Origin of the sequence: Roseburia sp. CLA-AA-H209 (assembly GCF_020687575.1) — a bacterium.
Taxonomy (GTDB): Bacteria; Bacillota; Clostridia; order Lachnospirales; family Lachnospiraceae; genus Roseburia_C; species Roseburia_C amylophila.
Genome location: NZ_JAJEQU010000001.1, coordinates 149,935 through 169,651, shown reverse-complemented (window position 1 = coordinate 169,651; position 19,717 = coordinate 149,935). Strand labels below are relative to the sequence as shown.

General features: G+C 40.2%; 21 protein-coding genes. 19 read left to right on the top strand and 2 right to left on the bottom strand.

Going from position 1 to position 19,717, the window contains the following annotated elements:
• The first annotated feature begins 14 nt into the window (after positions 1-14).
• Complete coding sequence (locus LKD41_RS00890) at positions 15-788, top strand: CheR family methyltransferase (protein ID WP_022243737.1); 774 nt, start codon at positions 15-17, stop codon at positions 786-788.
• 123 nt (positions 789-911) lie between these two features.
• Here the strand turns inward: LKD41_RS00890 and LKD41_RS00885 are convergent, their stop codons facing one another.
• Positions 912-2,018 carry a ribonuclease H-like domain-containing protein gene (locus LKD41_RS00885; RefSeq protein ID WP_227700128.1) on the bottom strand — a complete coding sequence of 369 codons (1,107 nt, stop codon included), beginning with the start codon at positions 2,016-2,018 and terminating at the stop codon, positions 912-914.
• A gap of 196 nt (positions 2,019-2,214) precedes the next feature.
• Here LKD41_RS00885 and rsxC point away from each other — a divergent pair, with 196 nt between their 5' ends.
• The 7 genes from rsxC (at position 2,215) to LKD41_RS00850 (ending at position 8,710) form a co-directional block, all read left to right on the top strand.
• Complete coding sequence (rsxC, locus tag LKD41_RS00880; RefSeq protein ID WP_117841014.1) at positions 2,215-3,543, top strand: electron transport complex subunit RsxC; 1,329 nt, start codon at positions 2,215-2,217, stop codon at positions 3,541-3,543.
• A gap of 21 nt (positions 3,544-3,564) precedes the next feature.
• On the top strand, positions 3,565-4,512 hold the full coding sequence (locus LKD41_RS00875; RefSeq protein ID WP_022243740.1) for an RnfABCDGE type electron transport complex subunit D: 948 nt from the start codon (positions 3,565-3,567) through the stop codon (positions 4,510-4,512).
• Positions 4,505-5,113 carry an RnfABCDGE type electron transport complex subunit G gene (locus LKD41_RS00870; protein WP_117841015.1) on the top strand — a complete coding sequence of 203 codons (609 nt, stop codon included), beginning with the start codon at positions 4,505-4,507 and terminating at the stop codon, positions 5,111-5,113. Before LKD41_RS00875 ends, LKD41_RS00870 begins: the two co-directional genes overlap by 8 nt.
• On the top strand, positions 5,113-5,835 hold the full coding sequence (gene rsxE / locus LKD41_RS00865; protein WP_022243742.1) for an electron transport complex subunit RsxE: 723 nt from the start codon (positions 5,113-5,115) through the stop codon (positions 5,833-5,835). Before LKD41_RS00870 ends, rsxE begins: the two co-directional genes overlap by 1 nt.
• Positions 5,836-5,849: 14 nt before the next feature.
• Positions 5,850-6,425: an electron transport complex subunit RsxA gene (rsxA, locus tag LKD41_RS00860; RefSeq protein ID WP_022243743.1), complete on the top strand. Its 576-nt coding sequence runs from the start codon at positions 5,850-5,852 to the stop codon at positions 6,423-6,425.
• 13 nt (positions 6,426-6,438) lie between these two features.
• Entirely contained in the window at positions 6,439-7,230 is a 792-nt protein-coding gene (locus LKD41_RS00855) for an RnfABCDGE type electron transport complex subunit B (RefSeq protein ID WP_117946913.1), read from the top strand.
• 82 nt (positions 7,231-7,312) lie between these two features.
• A complete protein-coding gene (locus tag LKD41_RS00850) occupies positions 7,313-8,710 on the top strand; it encodes an MATE family efflux transporter (RefSeq protein WP_227700127.1) in 1,398 nt (465 codons plus the stop codon).
• Between the two features lie 8 nt (positions 8,711-8,718).
• Here the strand turns inward: LKD41_RS00850 and LKD41_RS00845 are convergent, their stop codons facing one another.
• Positions 8,719-9,747 carry an FAD:protein FMN transferase gene (locus tag LKD41_RS00845; protein ID WP_118544381.1) on the bottom strand — a complete coding sequence of 343 codons (1,029 nt, stop codon included), beginning with the start codon at positions 9,745-9,747 and terminating at the stop codon, positions 8,719-8,721.
• 177 nt (positions 9,748-9,924) lie between these two features.
• Between LKD41_RS00845 and proB the strand changes: the two genes are divergently transcribed.
• The 11 genes from proB to LKD41_RS00790 all read left to right on the top strand — a co-directional run bounded on the left by proB (position 9,925) and on the right by LKD41_RS00790 (position 19,715).
• Positions 9,925-10,779 (top strand): glutamate 5-kinase, encoded by an 855-nt coding sequence (gene proB, locus LKD41_RS00840; RefSeq protein ID WP_227700126.1) that lies wholly within the window; start codon positions 9,925-9,927, stop codon positions 10,777-10,779.
• A gap of 4 nt (positions 10,780-10,783) precedes the next feature.
• A complete protein-coding gene (locus LKD41_RS00835) occupies positions 10,784-11,011 on the top strand; it encodes a DUF896 domain-containing protein (RefSeq protein ID WP_117946917.1) in 228 nt (75 codons plus the stop codon).
• The gene (locus LKD41_RS00830) at positions 10,983-11,570 is read left to right on the top strand and encodes a 5-formyltetrahydrofolate cyclo-ligase (RefSeq protein WP_227700125.1); all 588 of its coding nucleotides are present in this window, start codon (positions 10,983-10,985) and stop codon (positions 11,568-11,570) included. The genes LKD41_RS00835 and LKD41_RS00830 overlap by 29 nt, the downstream gene beginning before the upstream one ends.
• 12 nt (positions 11,571-11,582) lie before the next feature.
• On the top strand, positions 11,583-12,827 hold the full coding sequence (locus LKD41_RS00825) for a glutamate-5-semialdehyde dehydrogenase (protein WP_118057425.1): 1,245 nt from the start codon (positions 11,583-11,585) through the stop codon (positions 12,825-12,827).
• Between the two features lie 31 nt (positions 12,828-12,858).
• On the top strand, positions 12,859-14,298 hold the full coding sequence (miaB, locus tag LKD41_RS00820) for a tRNA (N6-isopentenyl adenosine(37)-C2)-methylthiotransferase MiaB (RefSeq protein ID WP_227700124.1): 1,440 nt from the start codon (positions 12,859-12,861) through the stop codon (positions 14,296-14,298).
• Positions 14,299-14,676 (top strand): NusG domain II-containing protein, encoded by a 378-nt coding sequence (locus LKD41_RS00815; RefSeq protein ID WP_227700123.1) that lies wholly within the window; start codon positions 14,299-14,301, stop codon positions 14,674-14,676. It begins immediately after the preceding gene.
• Positions 14,677-14,684: 8 nt separating this feature from the next.
• Positions 14,685-15,194: a Gx transporter family protein gene (locus tag LKD41_RS00810; protein ID WP_117698410.1), complete on the top strand. Its 510-nt coding sequence runs from the start codon at positions 14,685-14,687 to the stop codon at positions 15,192-15,194.
• Complete coding sequence (ruvA, locus tag LKD41_RS00805; RefSeq protein ID WP_117841022.1) at positions 15,158-15,775, top strand: Holliday junction branch migration protein RuvA; 618 nt, start codon at positions 15,158-15,160, stop codon at positions 15,773-15,775. Before LKD41_RS00810 ends, ruvA begins: the two co-directional genes overlap by 37 nt.
• Positions 15,776-15,787: 12 nt before the next feature.
• Entirely contained in the window at positions 15,788-16,780 is a 993-nt protein-coding gene (gene ruvB, locus LKD41_RS00800) for a Holliday junction branch migration DNA helicase RuvB (RefSeq protein ID WP_022243755.1), read from the top strand.
• Between the two features lie 95 nt (positions 16,781-16,875).
• On the top strand, positions 16,876-17,391 hold the full coding sequence (locus LKD41_RS00795) for a cell division protein ZapA (protein WP_227700122.1): 516 nt from the start codon (positions 16,876-16,878) through the stop codon (positions 17,389-17,391).
• Positions 17,392-17,462: 71 nt separating this feature from the next.
• On the top strand, positions 17,463-19,715 hold the full coding sequence (locus tag LKD41_RS00790) for a U32 family peptidase (protein ID WP_227700121.1): 2,253 nt from the start codon (positions 17,463-17,465) through the stop codon (positions 19,713-19,715).
• The last annotated feature ends 2 nt before the right edge of the window (positions 19,716-19,717 follow it).

Sequence of the window (19,717 nt, the reverse complement as noted above, 5' to 3'; positions counted from 1 at the left end):
AGGAGGTAGCATATATGTTTGAAGGCTATGAAAAGTTTAAAAAAGATATATATGCAATGACCACGATTGACTTAAATGCTTACAAAGAGAAACAGATGCGTCGTAGGATTGACAGCCTTTTGGTAAAGAATAAGGCTCAGTCCTATGATGAGTATGTACATCTGCTTCATACAGATAAAGAGAAGTTTGACCAGTTTATTAATTTCCTGACTATTAATGTTTCGGAATTTTACCGGAACCCGGAACAGTGGAAGTTTTTGGACGAAGAGGTTTTCCCGGCACTTATAAAACAGTTTGGCAGCAATTTGAAAATCTGGAGTGCAGCGTGTTCTACCGGAGATGAGCCATACTCTCTTGTAATGGCTTTATCAAAGCATGTTCCGCTGAACCAGATACATATAATTGCTACTGATATTGATAAACAGGTACTTGAGAAAGCAAGAGTTGGACTTTATAACGAAAAGAGCATTGAATCTGTACCGGATGATTTGAAGCGTAAGTATTTTACACAGGTAGGAAAATCCTATAAGATTTCCGATGAAATCAAAAAGCATGTAGAATTTCGGGAACATAATCTTTTGCGGGATCCATATCCATCAGGTTGTCATTTGATTGTCTGCAGAAATGTAGTAATTTATTTTACAGAAGAAGCAAAAGACGAGATTTATCGCAAGTTCTATGATTCTTTGGCAAAAGATGGAATGTTATTTATCGGAAGTACAGAGCAGATTATGAATTATCGTGAGTTGAATTTAAAAAGACATCAGTCATTTTTCTTTCAGAAATAATAATGACATAGTAAAGACCTCGTTCTCAAAATTGGGAAAGAGGTCTTTTTTTACAGGAAATTGCTTTCCTGTAAAGTAAAAAACGCTCCGCGAGGATGCACACTGCGGCGTATAAGGTAGGTATCACTTAATTTTCTTGTTTTTTATAGCTTCTAACAAGTGGTTTACATAACTTTTGATAAGTTCCGGCGATGAAAGAATTTTTTCCGTAAGTTCAAAGTAAGATATTTTTTCCTTATAGTCGTGTTTAAAAGAAGGAGAAATAAGCTCTTCGTACTGTGGAAGAAAGCTTCCTTCATGCCGGGTATAGCAGGTGGCAGCGGTAGCCTGTCTGCGGTGTTCTTTATCGACATATGATGCTACACTTTTGTGCATTGCAGTATCTTCAGCCGGAAGATAATAATAATCCTTATAATTTGGAAAGAAATATTTCAGGGCATCCTCTTCTAAACGGACGGAGAGGGTGCATTTTTTGCCCTTTGCATAGAAATAAACAGAACCCATGCGGCAGGAAATATGCTTTGGAAATGGAAATTCCGGCTCAATAGAAAGAATCAGTTCTTTCTTTTTCTGTTGCTTATAATCTGTATATTCAGAAACAGAAGCACTGCAGGATAAATACTGTCCGTAAAACAGATGGACATAGGATAAGACGGGAAGTAATGCAGGCATATCCAGAACATCTTCGTAGTTGTGGAGCAGAAGAATTTCCAATTTATCCGGACGTGGTTCCTTGGTATACGAATGATAGATCTCAATCAATTCACCGCCGGAATATAAGTCATCCCTGCCAATACCAAGAAAAGCTTCGATGGTCTTCTGCTTGTAATTTGGCAGCTGGAGAATATGCTTTATCTGGGAAATGGATTTGAAAATATCCACATAAGTAAAATCAGCAAAGTGCTCGTTACATTCATAAGTATTGCATTTTGCTTTCAGATAAGGAATATCAAAGCCGATTCCATTGAAAGTGATAATTGTATCAAAACTGTCTAATAGCAAAAGAAACTGCTCAAGTACTTCTTTTTCTTCTTCCGGTGTTTCGGCAAAAAACTGTTTGATATAAAGCATCTGTTCTATGTGATAGGCACATCCAATCAGATAAAGACTGGTATGAGCCGGGGAAAATCCGGTAGTTTCGATATCGAAAAAGACAGAGGAAGCAGTGAATATTTCCTCATCTAAATTCGAAGCCGGACTATATGGAATTTCATGTACAATTGTTTTCATATCTGTCCTCCTGTCATTTTTTTATTATACACGATGTATGGGCAAAAAGTAATCATTCCTTGTTAAAAATCGACAAAAATATTGAGAAAAAATCTTTTTAGTGTGTCAAAAAATTCTAATTTGTGTTATAATACATTTTATGTTAAACGCATTGCATATGCAGTGCAATACTATCATAGAAAGAGGGGCACATAAGATGGGTTTAATGACATTTAAAGGTGGCGTCCATCCTTTCGAAGGAAAGGATTTATCAAAAGATAAGCCAATACGTGAATTATTACCCAAAGGTGAACTGGTATATCCGTTATCGCAGCATATTGGAGCACCGGCAACACCAATCGTAGCGGTAGGAGATTCCGTTTTGAAAGGGCAGAAGATAGCAGAAGCAGGCGGCTTCGTATCTGCACCAATCCATGCGTCCGTATCCGGAACTGTTAAGAAAATTGAGCCAAGAAGAGTTCCAACAGGTGATATGGTGAACTCCATTGTAATTGAAAGCGATGGTGAATTTAAGGAGGTAGAGTATCAGGCAGTAGAAGATGTCAGTGCTCTTTCCAAAGAAGAAATTATTAACCGTATAAAAGAAGCAGGAGTTGTTGGTATGGGTGGAGCAGGATTCCCAACCCACGTAAAATTATCTCCGAAGGAACCGGAAAAAATCGACTATATTATTGCCAACTGTGCAGAGTGTGAACCATATCTGACATCTGATTACCGCATCATGTTAGACCACACGGAAGAACTGGTAGAAGGCATGCGTATCATTCTCAGTATGTTTGAACATGCCAAGGGTGTATTTGCAGTCGAGAATAATAAACCGGATTGTATCGCAAAATTATTAGAATTAACGAAAGATGAGCCTCGTATGGAGGTCGCACCTCTTATGACAAAATACCCACAGGGTGGTGAACGTCAGCTTATTTATGCAGTAACCAAACGTGCAATTAATTCCAAGATGCTTCCGGCAGATGCAGGATGTATCGTAGATAATGTTGCAACCATGGTTGCCGTATACCATGCAGTAAAAGAAGGAAAACCTGTTACAAGCAGAATCTTTACAGTTACCGGTGATGCAGTAGAAGAGCCGGGTAACTTTGAGTTCTTAATCGGAACCAGTTTCCAGGAACTTTTAGATGCTGCCGGTGGATTTAAAGAGCAGCCTGAGAAAATTATTTCCGGTGGACCAATGATGGGCTTTTCCATGTTCGGATTAGATGTGCCGACAACCAAGACTACTTCAGCACTCCTTTGTATGACCAAAGATGAAGTGGCAGAAGCAGATGCAGATGCAACAGCATGCATCAATTGTGGTCGTTGCGTAGAAGCATGTCCGGAACAGATTGTTCCATCCAGATTATCTAAATTCTCAGAGCATGGAGATATGGCAGGATTTGAAAAATGGCATGGTCTTGAGTGCGTGGAATGTGGAAGCTGCAGTTTTATCTGCCCGGCAAAACGTCCGTTAGCACAGCTTATTAAGACAATGAAAAAACAGGTTCTTGCTGAAAAGAAAAAAAATAAATAACAAAGAAAGAGGTGGACTATTGTGAGTGAGTTATATCATGTATCATCATCACCACATGTACGAGCCAAAGATACAACAAGCAGAATCATGCTTTATGTAATTATAGCTCTGCTTCCAACAAGTATATTTGGTATTGTTAATTTTGGATATAAAGCAGCAGTATTGATTTTGGTATCTGTTGCAAGCTGTATTGCATCAGAGTGGATTTTCAATCTGATTGTACATAAGAAGAATACCGTCAGTGATTTAAGTGCGGTAGTTACCGGACTGTTACTTGCATTAAACCTGCCGGCATCCCTTCCATGGTGGGAAGCTGTAATCGGCAGTGTATTTGCAATCGTTATTGTTAAAATGATGTTTGGCGGACTGGGACAGAACTTTATGAACCCGGCACTGGGTGCAAGATGCTTTTTACTGATAGCATTTGCCGCAGACATGACAAACTTTACCGTAGATGGATATTCAGGAGCAACTCCACTGGCTCTGATCAGAGAACAGGGTGTTGGAGCTGTTAATACCATGAATATGTTAATTGGAAAGACCGCCGGAACCATCGGAGAGACATCAGCTATTGCTATCTTAATTGGAGCAATGTTCTTAATCCTGATGGGTGTCATTACACTTCGGATTCCGGGAACCTATATCATTACATTTGTAGTATTTATCAGCTTGTTCGGCGGACATGGCTTTGACATCGACTATATCGTTGCTGAGCTTTGTGGTGGTGGATTAATGCTTGGTGCATTCTTTATGGCAACCGACTATGTAACATCACCGATCACACCGAAGGGACAGATTTTATATGGAATTCTTTTAGGTATTCTTACCGGATTATTCCGTATCTTTGGAGCAAACGCAGAAGGTGTATCCTTTGCAATTATTTTAAGCAACCTTCTGGTTCCTATGATTGAAAGGATTACAATTCCAAAGGCCTTTGGACAGGTAAAGGAGGCAAAGCAGCATGAATAAGAAGATTGTACATGACGCGTTGATTTTAACCGTATTTACCGTAGTAATCGGATTTATTCTCGGACTGGTATATGAGATTACCAAGGATCCGATTGCAAAGGCAGAAGAGGCAACTGCACAGGCTGCATACAAAGCAGTGTTTGAAGATGCAGATTCTTTTTCCACCTATGATTTTGATGCAGAAGCCGCAGCCAGCCTGTTAGAGCAGAATGGTTACAGTGATGAAATCAATGGTGTGCAGGAAGCATTAGATAAAGATGGCAATGTATTAGGATATGTGATTACTGTAACAGCTAAAGACGGAAGCCAGGGTAATATCACATTTTCTGTTGGCATAAAGAATGATGGAACCGTAAACGGCTATTCCGTTACCAGTATGTCAGAGACACCTGGACTTGGAGACAAGGCAAAGACAGAAGACTTCTCCAAACAGTATAAGAATAAGAATGTAGACAGCTTTACCGTTGTGAAACAGGCACCATCTGCTGATAACGAGATTGAAGCAATTTCCGGTGCAACCATTACATCAAAAGCAATGACCAATGGTGTAAATGCCTGCATTACATACTTCCAGAATGAATTGGAAGGAGGCGCTGAATAATGAATAAGTATTTAGAACGCGTATATAACGGATTGATTAAAGAAAATCCTACCTTTGTATTGATGCTTGGTATGTGTCCGACACTGGCAGTAACAACATCAGCAATGAATGCACTGGGAATGGGATTATCTACAACAGTGGTATTGATTTTCTCTAACCTGTTGATTTCCTTATTCCGTAAAGCAATTCCAAATGGTGTCAGAATGCCGGCATACATTGTTATCGTAGCATCTTTGGTAACCATTGTAGAATTTATTATGAAGGCTTATACACCGGCACTGGCTAAACAGCTTGGTGTATATATCCCTCTTATTGTTGTTAACTGTATTATCCTTGGACGAGCAGAAAGCTATGCATCTAAAAATCCACCTGTATTGTCTATCTTAGACGGTGTTGGTATGGGACTTGGATTTACCTTCGGATTAACCTGTATCGGTATTGTCCGTGAGATTTTAGGTGCAGGACAGTTGTTTGGATTCCAGATTCTTTCACTGAAATGGTATACACCAATCAATATCTTTGTTATGGCACCGGGTGCATTCTTGGTACTGGCATTCTTAGTTGCTTTAATGAGTATTGTTCGTCAGAAGATGGAAGCAAAAGGCAAACCACTGGCAGAGCCTGCCGGCTGTATCAGTGGAGACTGTGCCGGATGCAGCATGTCTGCAACCTGCAGCGAAAAAGAGAAGAAAGCTGCAGATGCAGAGGAAAAAAGTGAATAGGAGGAATATGACAGATGCAGACATTATTATTGATTGCAATTGGTTCGGCCATTGTAAATAACGTAGTATTAAGCCAGTTCCTTGGTATCTGTCCTTTCTTGGGTGTATCAAAGAAAACAGAGACCGCTGCTGGAATGGGTGGAGCCGTTATCTTTGTCATAACGATATCCTCCTTTGTTACCTCATTGATTTATAAGTTTATACTGATTCCGACGGGAACACAGTATTTACAGACGATTGTATTTATCCTTGTAATCGCAGCACTGGTACAGTTTGTAGAAATGTTCTTAAAGAAATCCATGCCTGCTCTTTATAAGAGCCTTGGAGTGTATCTTCCTTTGATTACAACCAACTGTGCAGTATTAGGTGTAGCACTTACCAACGTAACCAAAGAGTATGGTATCTTAGAGGGCGTTGTAAACGGTTTTGCAACCGCATTTGGATTCTTTATTGCTATTACAATTATGGCAGGAATTCGTGAAAAAATTGAATATAATGATATCCCTAAGCCATTTAAAGGAACAGCAATTGTATTAATTACAGCATGTCTGATGTCCATTGCATTTATGGGCTTCTCAGGAATGATTTAGGAGGAAAGAAAAGATGAGTGTACAGGCAATTATTATTGCAGCCGTTATTGTAGGCGGCGTAGGACTTTTTATTGGATTTTTCCTCGGCGTTTCCGGAGAAAAGTTCAAAGTAGAAGTAGATGAAAGGGAAGAAGCAATTGTTGGTGTTCTTCCTGGAAATAACTGTGGTGGTTGTGGTTATGCCGGATGTTCCGGTCTTGCAGCTGCTATTGTAAAAGGTGATGCCCCGGTCAATGGATGTCCTGTTGGTGGTGCGCCGGTTGCAGCAAAAGTCGGTGAAATCATGGGTGTTGCTGCAGAAGAAGGCACAAAGCAGGTTGCCTTTGTAAAATGTGCAGGAACCTGTGAAAAAGCCGGTCATGATTATGAATATACCGGAGTAGAAGATTGTGCTGCTATGGCATTTATTCCGGGCGGCGGAGCAAAGAGCTGTAGCTATGGCTGCCTTGGCTTTGGAAACTGTGTAAAGGCATGTCCGTTTGATGCAATCCATGTTGTAGATGGTATTGCAAAGGTGGATAAGGAAGTATGTAAGGCATGTGGAAAATGTGTTGCAGCCTGTCCGAAGCACTTGATTGAGCTGGTACCATATGAAGCAAAGCATCTGGTACAGTGCAGTTCCAAGGATAAAGGCAAAGACGTTATGAAAGCCTGCTCCGTAGGTTGTATTGGCTGTCATCTCTGTGAGAAGAACTGTCCAAATGATGCAGTTCATGTCGTAGATAATGTGGCTTATATCGACCAGGAGAAATGTACCGGATGTGGCATTTGTGCCGAGAAATGTCCGAAGAAGATTATTTTATAATCGTTTCTGTGATAGAAAGAACGGGATTGTCATTGATTTGGCAGTCCCGTTTTGCGTAGTTGATGTTATATGAGGATTGGATATGAGAAAATTTAGAGAAAAGTATATTGGAAATAAAGATTTTTATAAAATGGTTCTGCTGGTAGCTATTCCAATTATGATACAGAATGCCATCACTAACTTTGTGAGTCTTTTGGACAATATCATGGTAGGACTGGTTGGAACGGAGCAGATGTCCGGTGTCGCAATCATCAATCAGTTGATGCTGGTTTACAATATCTGTATTTTTGGAGCAGTATCCGGTGCAGGCATTTTTGGGGCGCAGTTTTATGGAAAAGGGGACCATAAAGGAGTGCGGGACGCCTTCCGTTTTAAAATTGTAGCCTGTGGTTTCTTAGCAGTCATGTGGATGCTGATATTTGGCTTTGCAAATGAACCGTTAATTCGGCTGTTTTTGCATGACGGAGGAAGCACGGGAGATATTGAAGCTACATTATTGTATGCAAAACAGTATTTACAGACGGTAATGCCATCCATGGTTCCTTTTGCATTGATTCAGGCATATGCCCAGACATTACGTGAAACAGGAGAAACGGTTCTTCCGATGAAAGCCGGAATTGCTTCTGTAGCAGTAAATCTGATGTTTGACTATGTATTAATATTTGGTGCATTTGGACTGCCTGCATTAGGAGTAAGAGGTGCAGCGGCAGCAACCGTATTGGCAAGAGTTGTGGAATGCATTATTGTTGTCTTGTGGACCCATGCGAGAGCAGATAAGAATCATTTTATTGTAGGAGCTTACCGTGATTTTAAAATACCGGGAACACTGGTACGACAGATTATCATAAAAGGAACGCCATTGCTTTTAAATGAGACTTTATGGGCTGGAGGAATGGCAGTCCTGATGCAGTGTTATTCCACAAGAGGTCTTGCTGTTGTAGCTGGATTTAATATATCAAATACAGTAGCCAATCTTTTTAATGTTGTATTTATTGCGTTGGGAAGTGCGATATCCATCATTGTAGGACAGCAGCTTGGTGCTGGTAAATTGGAAGAGGCGGTGGATACGGACCGCAAGATGATTGTATTTTCTGTATTTTGTTGTTTTGTTATAGGAGCCTGCATGTTTGCAATTGCTCCGTTCTTTCCAAGAATATACAATACGACAGAAGAAGTGCGTGGACTAGCAAAACAATTTATCCGGATTGCATCAGCCTGCATGCCGTTATATGGATTTATGCATGCAACCTATTTCACACTGCGTTCCGGTGGCAGGACAGTCATTACCTTTCTTTTTGACAGTGTCTATATCTGGGTGGTAGATATTCCACTGGCATTTGTGTTAACCAGATTTACAGGAGTTCCGATTGTATCTATTTATTTATCCTGTCAGTTGATAGAGATTATAAAATGCATCATCGGATATGTTATGGTAAAGAAGAAAATCTGGGTCAACAATATGGTTATGGAGCAGCAATAGGATTATGTTTACATTTCATGAAATGGAATATTGCTGCCGATGCCGGAAGTGGTATGAAGTTCGTAATTGTCGGTGATAAAAATGGCTTCCGTGTCATCCAAGGATTCTATCAGCTTCATGCCGTCCTCTAATCCTAAAGCAAAACAGGTGGTGGAAAGTCCGTCACCATCTACGGATTTCGGACAGATAATGGTGACACCCAGCAGGTTATTGTCATAAGGATAACCGGTTTTCGGATTTAAAATGTGGTGATAGAAGTTATCACCCACATAGAAATAACGTTCATAAACACCGGAACTTACTACCGTTTCATCAGAGACTTCAACACTGGCAATGGCAGTGCCGTCATCGGAAAATGGTTTCTGGATACCAATATTATAGTTGCTTCCATCTGGTTTATCACCCAGCGTAAGGACATTGCCTCCAAGGTTAATCATGCCGGAGGTAATGTCTTTTTCATTTAAATAATCTTTCATTTTATCAGCAATATAACCTTTGGCGATGCCTCCCAAGTCAATCATGGCATCCGGATTGGAAAGACTAACTTCGTTTCCATCAATAACAATCGCATGATAGTCGATGGTGGAAAGTGTGGCTTCAATATCAGATTCAGATGGAACCGTACCGCTGTTATTTGGAAAGTCCCAGAGGGAAGACAATTTACCAATGGTGATATCAAACTGTCCCAGGCTTAAATCACCATAATAAATACCTTTTTGTAATAATTCGATCGTATCATCATCCACAGTAACCGGTGTGCCACCAGCATTGTTTATTTTACTGATATCGCTGTCTGCGATGGTATTGCTGAAAAGGTTCTCATAATGGGAAGCAAGCTTGAAGCAGTCATCAATATAAGAAGCATTTTCTTCTCCATATAGTGTAATAGTAATGACTGTATTAAAATAAAAATCAGATTTGGAAACAGGTTCTTTGCTGCGTCCGCATCCCACGAAGGAGAAGGAGCAGAAGAAGAGAAAGAAAGCAAGTAAACTGCAGGTTAATTTATAAGAAAATATCGTCTTTTTTGTTTTCATCATGTATACTCCGGTTCTTTTAAAATCATATAGCACAAGCATAGCACAAGGAAGATAAAATTTACAGATGATTTTTTTCGAAAGGTATGATAAAGTATAAAATGTATGCATATTAATAAAAAATTATAATCGGCATTCAGATAGTGAATATGCCGTAGATGATTAAGAGGCGGAAAAATGGATATACAGTTGCGTGAAACATTAAAGAATAAGAAGCGTGTAATTGTAAAAATCGGTTCTTCATCTCTTTTACATGAAGAGACCGGAAAATTAAATCTTTTAAAACTGGAACGTTTGGTAAGAGAATTATGTGATATTAAGAATCAGGGCATGGATGTATGTCTGGTCAGCTCCGGGGCTATTGCAGTAGGAAGACAGTCCATGGGATTCAAAGAAAGACCGGAGAAAATAGCTGTAAAACAGGCATGTGCGGCAGTGGGACAGGCGAGACTTATGATGACTTATCAAAAGCTTTTTTCAGAGTACCACCAGAATGTGGGACAGGTTCTTATGACAAAAAAAACTATGGTTGATAACGTGTCGAGAAAAAATGCCCAGAATACTTTTGAAGAATTGTTTGAAATGGGAATTATACCAATTGTAAATGAAAATGATACCGTATCTACTTATGAGATGCAGTTTGGTGATAACGATTCCCTGTCGGCTATTGTAGCCTCATTGGTAGGAGCAGATTTGTTGATTCTTTTATCTGATATTGACGGGTTGTATACGGATGATCCGAGAAAGAATCCAAAAGCAGAATTGATACCGGTAGTAGAAAAAATTGATAATCGGATTGAAAACATGGCAGGAGATACAGTAGGTAGTGATGTTGGTACCGGTGGAATGACCACCAAATTAACGGCAGCAAGGATTGCAACCTTATCCGGAGCAGATATGATTATTGCCAATGCAAAGGATGTGGGAGTTCTGCATCAGATTTTCGAAGGAAAACCGGTGGGAACCTTTTTCAAAGCCAATAAAAATGATGATTTCTATATTGCAGATTATGTAGAAGAAAGCATGGGGTAAAAAGATGATTGAAAATACAATAGCAAGAATCAATGAATTATATCATAAATCCCAGAAAGAAGGACTGACACCGGAAGAAAAGGAAGAACAGGCAGCACTTCGCAAGGAATACATAGCAAGTGTAAAGCGGAATCTGAAGGGACAGTTAGATAATATTGATATGGTAAATGCAGATGGAACGGTAACCAATCTGGGAGAAAAATATGGAAACAAAGGCAAGCATCAGAACTAAGTATAAGACACTGCGAAATGCAATGCCGGAGAATATTGTAAGAGAAGAATCCCAAAGGATATGTCAGAATATCAGTACCTGGGAAATCTTTCAGAAAGCACAAAATTGTTTCTTTTATTATCCCCTTGGGAAAGAAGCTTCTTTATTGCCTTTTTTTAAAGAAAGTATTCAAAAAAGAGCAGCTTTTCCCCGGGTGCGTGGAGAAGAAATGGTCTTTTGTGAAGTCAATAGTACAGATGATTTTCAGGAAGGGTATTTTCATGTGATGGAGCCAAAGGATGAGATACCGGCGATGGATTTAGCAGAACTTGAGCAGGAGAAAACAATTGTATTCACACCGGGACTGGTCTTTGATATTAACGGTGGAAGAAGCGGATATGGTAAGGGCTTTTATGATCGTTTTTTTCAGAAATATAAGAAAGTAATCCGGGTTGGGATTGCACTTTCCTGTCAGTTGGCTGGGCAGGTGCCCATGGAGACCCATGATATTCCGATGGATTATCTTGTAACACCGGAGAAGATTTATAAAGTAACGGATAACAGAGACGAAAATAAGTAGCTGGAGGAAAATATGGAATTACAGGAATTAGGTAAGAGAGCAAAAGCAGCAGAAGTCATCATGCGGAATATGGGCATGAAAGAAAAAGAAAAGATTTTGCTTGAAGTTGCAGAACATTTAGTAGAAGATACCGATGCTATTTTAGCAGCAAACCAGAAGGATATGGATGCAGGAAGAGAAGCCGGAATGCATCAGGGACTTTTAGACCGTCTGATGTTAAATAAAGAGCGTATTGCACAGATGGCAGAAGGAATCCGCCAGGTAGCAGAATTAGAAGATCCGGTAGGAGAAGTCCTTTCCATGAAACAGCGCCCGAATGGACTTATGATTGGAAAGAAGCGTGTACCATTAGGTGTCATTGGAATTATTTATGAATCACGTCCAAATGTAACAGCAGATGCCTTTGCTTTGTGCTTTAAAACTGGAAATACCGTGATTTTAAAAGGTGGAAGTGATGCCATTCATTCCAATATGGCAATCGTAAAGAGCATCAATGAAACTTTAAGTAATAACCAGCTGCCGGAAGGAGTGCTTTCTTTAATCGAAGATACCAGCCGGGAAACTGCTACTGCATTTATGAAAATGAATGAGTATGTGGATGTACTGATTCCAAGAGGTGGCTCAGGACTGATTCGTGCTGTGGTAGCCAATGCTACAATTCCGGTGATTGAGACCGGTACCGGTAACTGCCACATTTATGTGGATGAAACCGCAGACCTTGATATGGCGGTGAATATCATTAATAATGCCAAAACGCAGCGCATCGGTGTATGCAATGCCTGTGAATCTTTAGTGCTGCATGAGAGCATCGTAGATGAACTGATGCCACGCCTTTCTGCAAAATTATCCGAAAGCCATGTAGAAATCCGTGGGGATGAGCGGGTTCAGAAAGCTACAAAAGATGCAGTGGCTGCAACAGAAAAAGACTGGGGCACCGAATATTTGGATTATATTATTTCTGCAAAGACAGTTTCAGATATTGATGAAGCCATTACACATATCAATAAATATAATACCGGACATTCGGAAGCAATCATTACCAATAATTATGAGCATGCGCAGAAGTTCTTAAATGAGATTGATGCTGCGGCTGTTTATGTAAATGCATCCACACGTTTTACCGACGGATTTGAGTTTGGCTTTGGGGCAGAAATCGGAATCAGTACCCAGAAGCTGCATGCCAGAGGACCGATGGGCTTAGAAGCACTGACGACCACCAAATATATCATTTATGGGGATGGCCAGATCAGAGAATAATAAGAAAAATATTAAGAAAACAGGAAAAGAAATGAGAGAAATAGAAAAGATAAATCACACCGGTGAAGTTCCGGTAATGGAACCGCAGAGACAATTTTATTTTATGGACCTTGCAAAGCAGTATGTGACGCAGATTTCCAGGAAGAAAGGCAGACCGCTTACCTTTCATGTGACAACTTTTGGGTGCCAGATGAATGCCAGAGATTCCGAAAAGTTATGCGGAATTTTAGAGACCGTAGGTTTTGAAGAGACCGATTCCGAGGAAGCAGATTTTGTCATTTATAATACCTGTACCGTACGTGAAAATGCCAACAATAAGGTTTACGGACGTCTGGGATATTTAAGCGGCTTTAAGAAAAAGAATAAAGATATGATGATTGCATTATGCGGCTGTATGATGCAGGAACCGGAGGTTGTGGAAAAATTAAAACAGAGCTATCGTTTTGTAGACCTGGTTTTCGGAACCCATAATATCTTTAAATTTGCAGAACTTCTGGTGCGCTGCTTTGAAGAGCAGAAAATGGTGATTGACATCTGGGATGATACGAAAGAAATTGTAGAAGAACTTCCGGTAGAACGGAAATACAGCTTTAAGTCCGGTGTTAATATTATGTTTGGCTGCAATAATTTCTGCAGTTACTGTATTGTGCCATATGTAAGAGGAAGAGAACGCAGCAGAAAACCGCAGGATATCATAAGAGAAATTGAAAAATTGGTAGCAGATGGTGTAGTAGAGGTTATGCTCTTAGGACAGAATGTCAATTCCTATGGAAAGAACTTAGATACACCAGTGACCTTTGCACAGCTCTTACAGGAAGTAGAAAAGATTGAAGGTCTGGAAAGAATCCGGTTTATGACATCCCATCCAAAGGATTTATCCGATGAACTGATTGAAGTAATGAAGAATTCTAAAAAAATCTGCAGACATCTTCATCTGCCGCTTCAGTCCGGCAGCAGCAGAGTGTTAAAAGAAATGAACCGTCACTATGACAAGGAGCATTATCTTGCACTGGTTGAAAAAATCAAAAAAGCAATGCCGGATCTGGCAATTACAACAGATATTATTGTAGGATTTCCGGGAGAAACGGAAGAAGATTTCTTAGAGACCATGGATGTGGTAAGACAGGTAGAGTATGACAGCGCGTTTACTTTTATTTATTCAAAACGTACCGGAACGCCTGCTGCCAAAATGGAAAATCAGATTCCGGAAGATGTGATAAAAGACCGTTTTGACCGGCTGTTAAAACTGGTACAGGATATTTCCGCAAAGAAAGCCGGAGCATTAACCGGAAGCGTGCAGGATGTATTAGTCGAAGAATTAGATGAACAGCAGGAAGGCCTTGTAACCGGAAGATTATCCAATAACTCAGTGGTACATCTGCCGGGTGATGTATCCATGATTGGAACTATCGTACCGGTACTTTTAAAAGAATGCAAAGGCTTTTATTATATGGGAGAGGTTGCAGAGTAAATGAACCGTCGTTTTGGAAAAAATGATATCCTGTTGCTGGGAATGCTTGCAGTAGTTATTTTAGTTTTCTATGTAGGAATGACCTCTGCATTACAAAGCGGTGACAGTATTATCATTACGGTAAATGGCAGCGAATATGGCAGATATTCCCTGACAGAAAATAAAGAGATTCCAATTAAAATAGATGGAAAAGTTACCAATATCGTAACGATTGAAAATGGGACTGCCTATATGTTTGAGGCGGACTGCCCGGATCAGTTGTGTATGCATCAGAACGCAATTTCCAAAGATAAAGAATCCATTATCTGTCTGCCAAACCGGGTTGTAGTAACCGTAGAAAGTGAGCAGAAAAATACATTGGATGATGTGGCAGGGTAGGTGAAAGCATGAAGAAAAGTGTAGCATATCTTGGCGTGTTTTTGGCACTGGCCATGATATTAAGTTATGTGGAAGCAATATTGCCCTTTGCCATTGGAATACCGGGAGTAAAGCTTGGACTTGCCAACCTTGTTACGGTGCTGATGCTGTATCTGATTGGCTGGAGAGAGGCTCTTTGTGTATCGGTGCTTCGTATTGTGCTTACCGGAATTTTATTTGGAAATTTGGTCAGCATCTGTTATGGACTTGCCGGCGGATTATTAAGCTTTGTACTTATGTTTATTCTGATTCGAATGAACTGTTTTCATGTAGTTACGGTCAGTATCTGTGGCGGAATCATACATAATATGGGACAGCTTATCGTAGCAGGATTTCTGGTAAGCTCATATTATGTCATTTACTATATGCCGGTTTTATTGATTGCAGGCTTTGTGACGGGTGCCCTGATTGGAATTGTGGCAAAGGAAGTAGGAGGAAGATTATGTATTCATATATCAAAGGCGAATTATCCGAAATAGTGGCAGAGAATCATATTGTCGTTGAAAATGGCGGAATCGGCTATAATATTTATATTCCGGGACAGGTATTATCTCTGCTACCGGGAGTTGGCGAAGAAGTAAAAATCTATACTTATCTTTGTGTCAGAGAGGATGCATTTATTTTATATGGCTTTCTTACCAGAGATGATTTGAATGTATTTAAATTGCTGATTGGTGTATCCGGAATCGGACCAAAGGGTGCACTGGCAATTCTTTCTGTCATGTCAACGGATGATTTGCGTTTTGCAGTATTGTCTGATGATGCAAAAGCAATTGCAAAAGCTCCGGGTGTTGGAAATAAGACGGCACAGCGGTTGATTATAGAATTAAAAGACAAGCTTAGTTTAGAGGATGCCTTTGAACAGAAATTAAGCCATACACAGGAAGCTGTTTCTGGTAACGGCTTAAAAGGAATCCGCAATGAAGCAGTAGAGGCACTGGTTTCACTGGGTTATTCTTCCACAGAGGCTTTGAAGGTGCTGCGGGATATCGAAATTACGGAAGACAGTTCGGTAGAAGATATTTTAAAACTGGCTTTGAAGCAGATGGCATTCTTATAAGAGGAGCAGAAAATGGAAAAACGTGTAATTTCAACGCAGATGCAGGATGAAGATATCAAAATCGAAAAAACACTGCGTCCGATGACCTTGGATGAATATATTGGTCAGGAGAAAGCAAAAGCAAATCTTAAAGTGTATATAGAGGCTGCAAAACAGCGTGGAGAGTCCTTAGACCATGTATTGTTTTATGGTCCTCCGGGACTGGGTAAGACTACTCTTGCCGGCATTATTGCCAATGAAATGGGCGTACATATGAAAGTCACTTCCGGTCCGGCAATTGGAAAGCCGGGAGAAATGGCAGCTATTTTGAGTAATCTTGCAGAAGGTGACATTTTATTTGTAGATGAGATTCATCGTCTGAACCGGCAGGTAGAGGAAGTATTATATCCTGCCATGGAGGATTATGTCATTGACATTATGGTGGGAAAAGGCGCAACTGCCCGTTCAATCCGCCTTGATTTACCGCATTTTACGCTGGTTGGTGCCACTACCAGAGCCGGACTTTTATCGGCACCCTTAAGAGACCGTTTTGGAGTGGTACATCATCTGGAATTTTATAATGTGGAGGAACTTAAGACAATTATTGTCCATTCTGCAAAAAAGTTAGAGGTAAAGATTGATGAGGAAGGTGCAATCGAATTGGCACGCCGTTCCAGAGGAACGCCGCGTCTTGCCAACCGCCTTTTAAAGAGGGTGCGTGATTTTGCACAGGTGCAGTACAATGGTGAAATTACCAAAGAAGTAGCATCCTTTGCACTGGATTTACTGGAAGTAGACAAGATGGGCTTAGACCAGAATGACAGGAATATTTTGCTTACGATTATTGAAAAATTCCAGGGTGGCCCGGTAGGGCTGGATACCCTTGCGGCAGCGATTGGGGAAGATGCCGGAACCATAGAGGATGTTTATGAACCATATCTTGTAAAGAATGGATTTATCAACCGGACACCAAAGGGAAGGGTCGCAACAGAATTTGCATATCATCACTTTGGAATAGAGGGCTAAGAAAATAGTTGTTTTTCGACAGATTTATAGCTATAATATGCTATATGTAGTAGTCAGAGAATATTTTTAGGCAGATACGCAGAGAGGAAATGAAAATGGCAGCAAAAAATAATACAGAAGTGATTATTGATGGAAAAGTATATACTTTAAGCGGATATGAGAGTCAGGAGTATTTACAGAAGGTAGCAACTTATATCAATGATAAGATTGCAGAATTTAAAATGCTGGATGAATATAAGAGAATTCCAAGTGATATGCGTTCCACATTGCTGGCATTGAACATTGCAGATGATTACTTCAAAGCGAAAAATCAGGTTGAAAAATTAGAGCAGGATTTAGAGGTAAAAGACCGTGAAATCTATGATTTAAAGCATGAACTGATTTCCAACCAGATCCGCATGGAAAGTGATGCCAAATCTTTAAAGGATCTGGAAAAAGAAAATAAAGAGCTGCTTTTAAATAAGACCAGATTAGAAGCAACCTTAGAAGATGCTTTACTTGGTAAAGTAGATAAACTTGAAAAACCGGAAAAAACTGAAAAACCAGAGGAAAAGAAAGCAGACCATACGGAAGAAAAGAAAGAGGAAAAGCCTTCCGGAAAGAAAGCGTAATAGAGAATAAAAACTATGAAAGGGGGCAGACATTTATCTGTCCCTTTTGTTGCCATAGGAGATGAGGAAAGATGAAAGAGTTAGAACTTTTAGCACCGGCAGGTTCCTTGAAAACATTAAAGGCAGTCATTCATGCCGGAGCAGATGCCGTATATCTTGGCGGAACTATGTTCGGCGCAAGAGCATATGCCAATAATTTTAACGAAGAAGAATTATTAGAAGCAATCCGTTTCGGACATATTCATGGACGCAAAATTATTCTTGCGGTGAATACCCTGTTAAAAGAATATGAATTAGGACAGCTCTATGATTATCTGCGCCCTTATTATGAAGCGGGAGTAGATGCTGTCATCGTGCAGGATATGGGCGTTATGGAGTTTATCAAAACTCATTTTCCAAATCTTCCGATACATACCAGTACCCAGATGACCATTACCAATGTAGAGGGAGCCAGGCTTTTAAAGGAACAGGGCGTTGAGCGTGTGGTGACAGCGAGAGAAATGTCCTTAGAAGAAATTCAAAGAATCCATGATGAAGTAGGCGTGGAACTGGAAAGCTTTATTCATGGCGCATTGTGTTACTGTTATTCCGGACAGTGCCTTTTCAGTAGTATCATTGGCGGAAGAAGCGGAAACCGTGGCAGATGTGCACAGCCATGCCGCCTTTCCTATGAAGTATTGCAGGGAGAAAAAAGTCTTACCGGACATCATGCAACGCCGATTCTGAGCCTTAAGGATATGTGTACACTGCCATTTTTGTATGAACTGGCAGACCATGGGGTATATTCCTTTAAGATAGAAGGACGGATGAAGACACCGGAGTATGCTGCCGGTGTAGTAAGTATTTACCGGAAATATATGGATTCCTATCTGGATGGAAGTCGCATTCCGGTGGAGAAGAAGGATATCAGGGCACTTTTAGAACTTGGAAACCGAGGTGGCTTTACCAACGGATATTACTATCATCATAATGACAGTGATATGCTAAGCGGAGAGAGTGCTTCCCATAATAAGAGCGAAGGTGTTCTTCAGGATAACATCCGTAGAGAATATGTAGACACCGAATTAAAAGAAAAGATTAAAGGAAAGTTAATATTAAATAAAGAATGCCCTGCTAAGATAGAAGTGCAATATGGAAAAATAAAAGTTTCTTATCAGGGAGATATGGTTCTTGTAGCGCAGAATCGTCCGTTGACGAAAGAAGTTGTAACAGAAAAGATTACAAAGACTGGAAATACACCATTTGTTTTTGAAAAGCTTGAAGTTACAATGGATGATGATATTTTTATGCCGGTAAACCAGTTGAACCAGCTGCGAAGAGGTGCGTTGGAAGCATTAGAAGAAGCGTTGTTGAAACCTTATGAAAGAACGCTTCCAGAATTGGTGGAAACTTCTTCCGCTGAAACAGATAGGCAGACAACAGGAAATGCCATAAAAGAAAAGCAGATTTCCGGACAGTCATTATCACAGACTTCTGGACAACAATCTGCCAATTCATCCACAGAAGTCCGGGTACTGATTGAAGACGCAGAACAGCTTCCGGCAGTATTAAAAGCCGATTTCGTGGATACGGTTTATCTTGATTGTATGTTGTATACAAGAGAAAATCTAATTCGCAAGTTAAGTGAGGATATAGACAGGGTACATGCATCCGGTAAGAAAGCATTTTATGTATTCCCGTTTATTTTCCGGCAGCAGACCAGTCTTTTTTATGAAAAAATCATGCCGGAGCTAAAAAAGCTTCCATTAGATGGTATTATGGTGCGGAGTCTTGATGAGATTGCGTTTATAAAGGAATGGGGCAATGAAAACTGGCAGATGGTATCCGACAGTAATTTATATACCTATTCCAATGAAGCGGCAGAATATTTTTATCGTCTTGGAATGATACAGGATACAATTCCGGTGGAATTGAACCGGAAGGAGATTTTAAGAAGAGAAAACAGCCGGTCTGAAATGATTATCTATGGCAGACTTCCACTTATGATAACGGCACAGTGTATTCATAAGAACACGTTAGGCTGTATGCATCAGCACAAGGTGCTGAACTTAAAAGACCGTTATTCTGTACATTTTCCGGTGAAAAATTTCTGCTCGGAATGTTATAACGTAATTTATAATTCGCTTCCGGTCTGTCTCTTTAAGGAAGACGTAACCGTGAAAAAGATTGCACCGGCTGCCGTAAGGCTTTCCTTTACGACAGAAACTGAAGAAGAGACAGAACAGATTTTAACAATTTATGGCGATATTTATAAAAATGGTGGCATTTTGGGGCAGATGCCAATGGAATGCACCAATGGACATTTTAAACGAGGCGTAGAATAAAG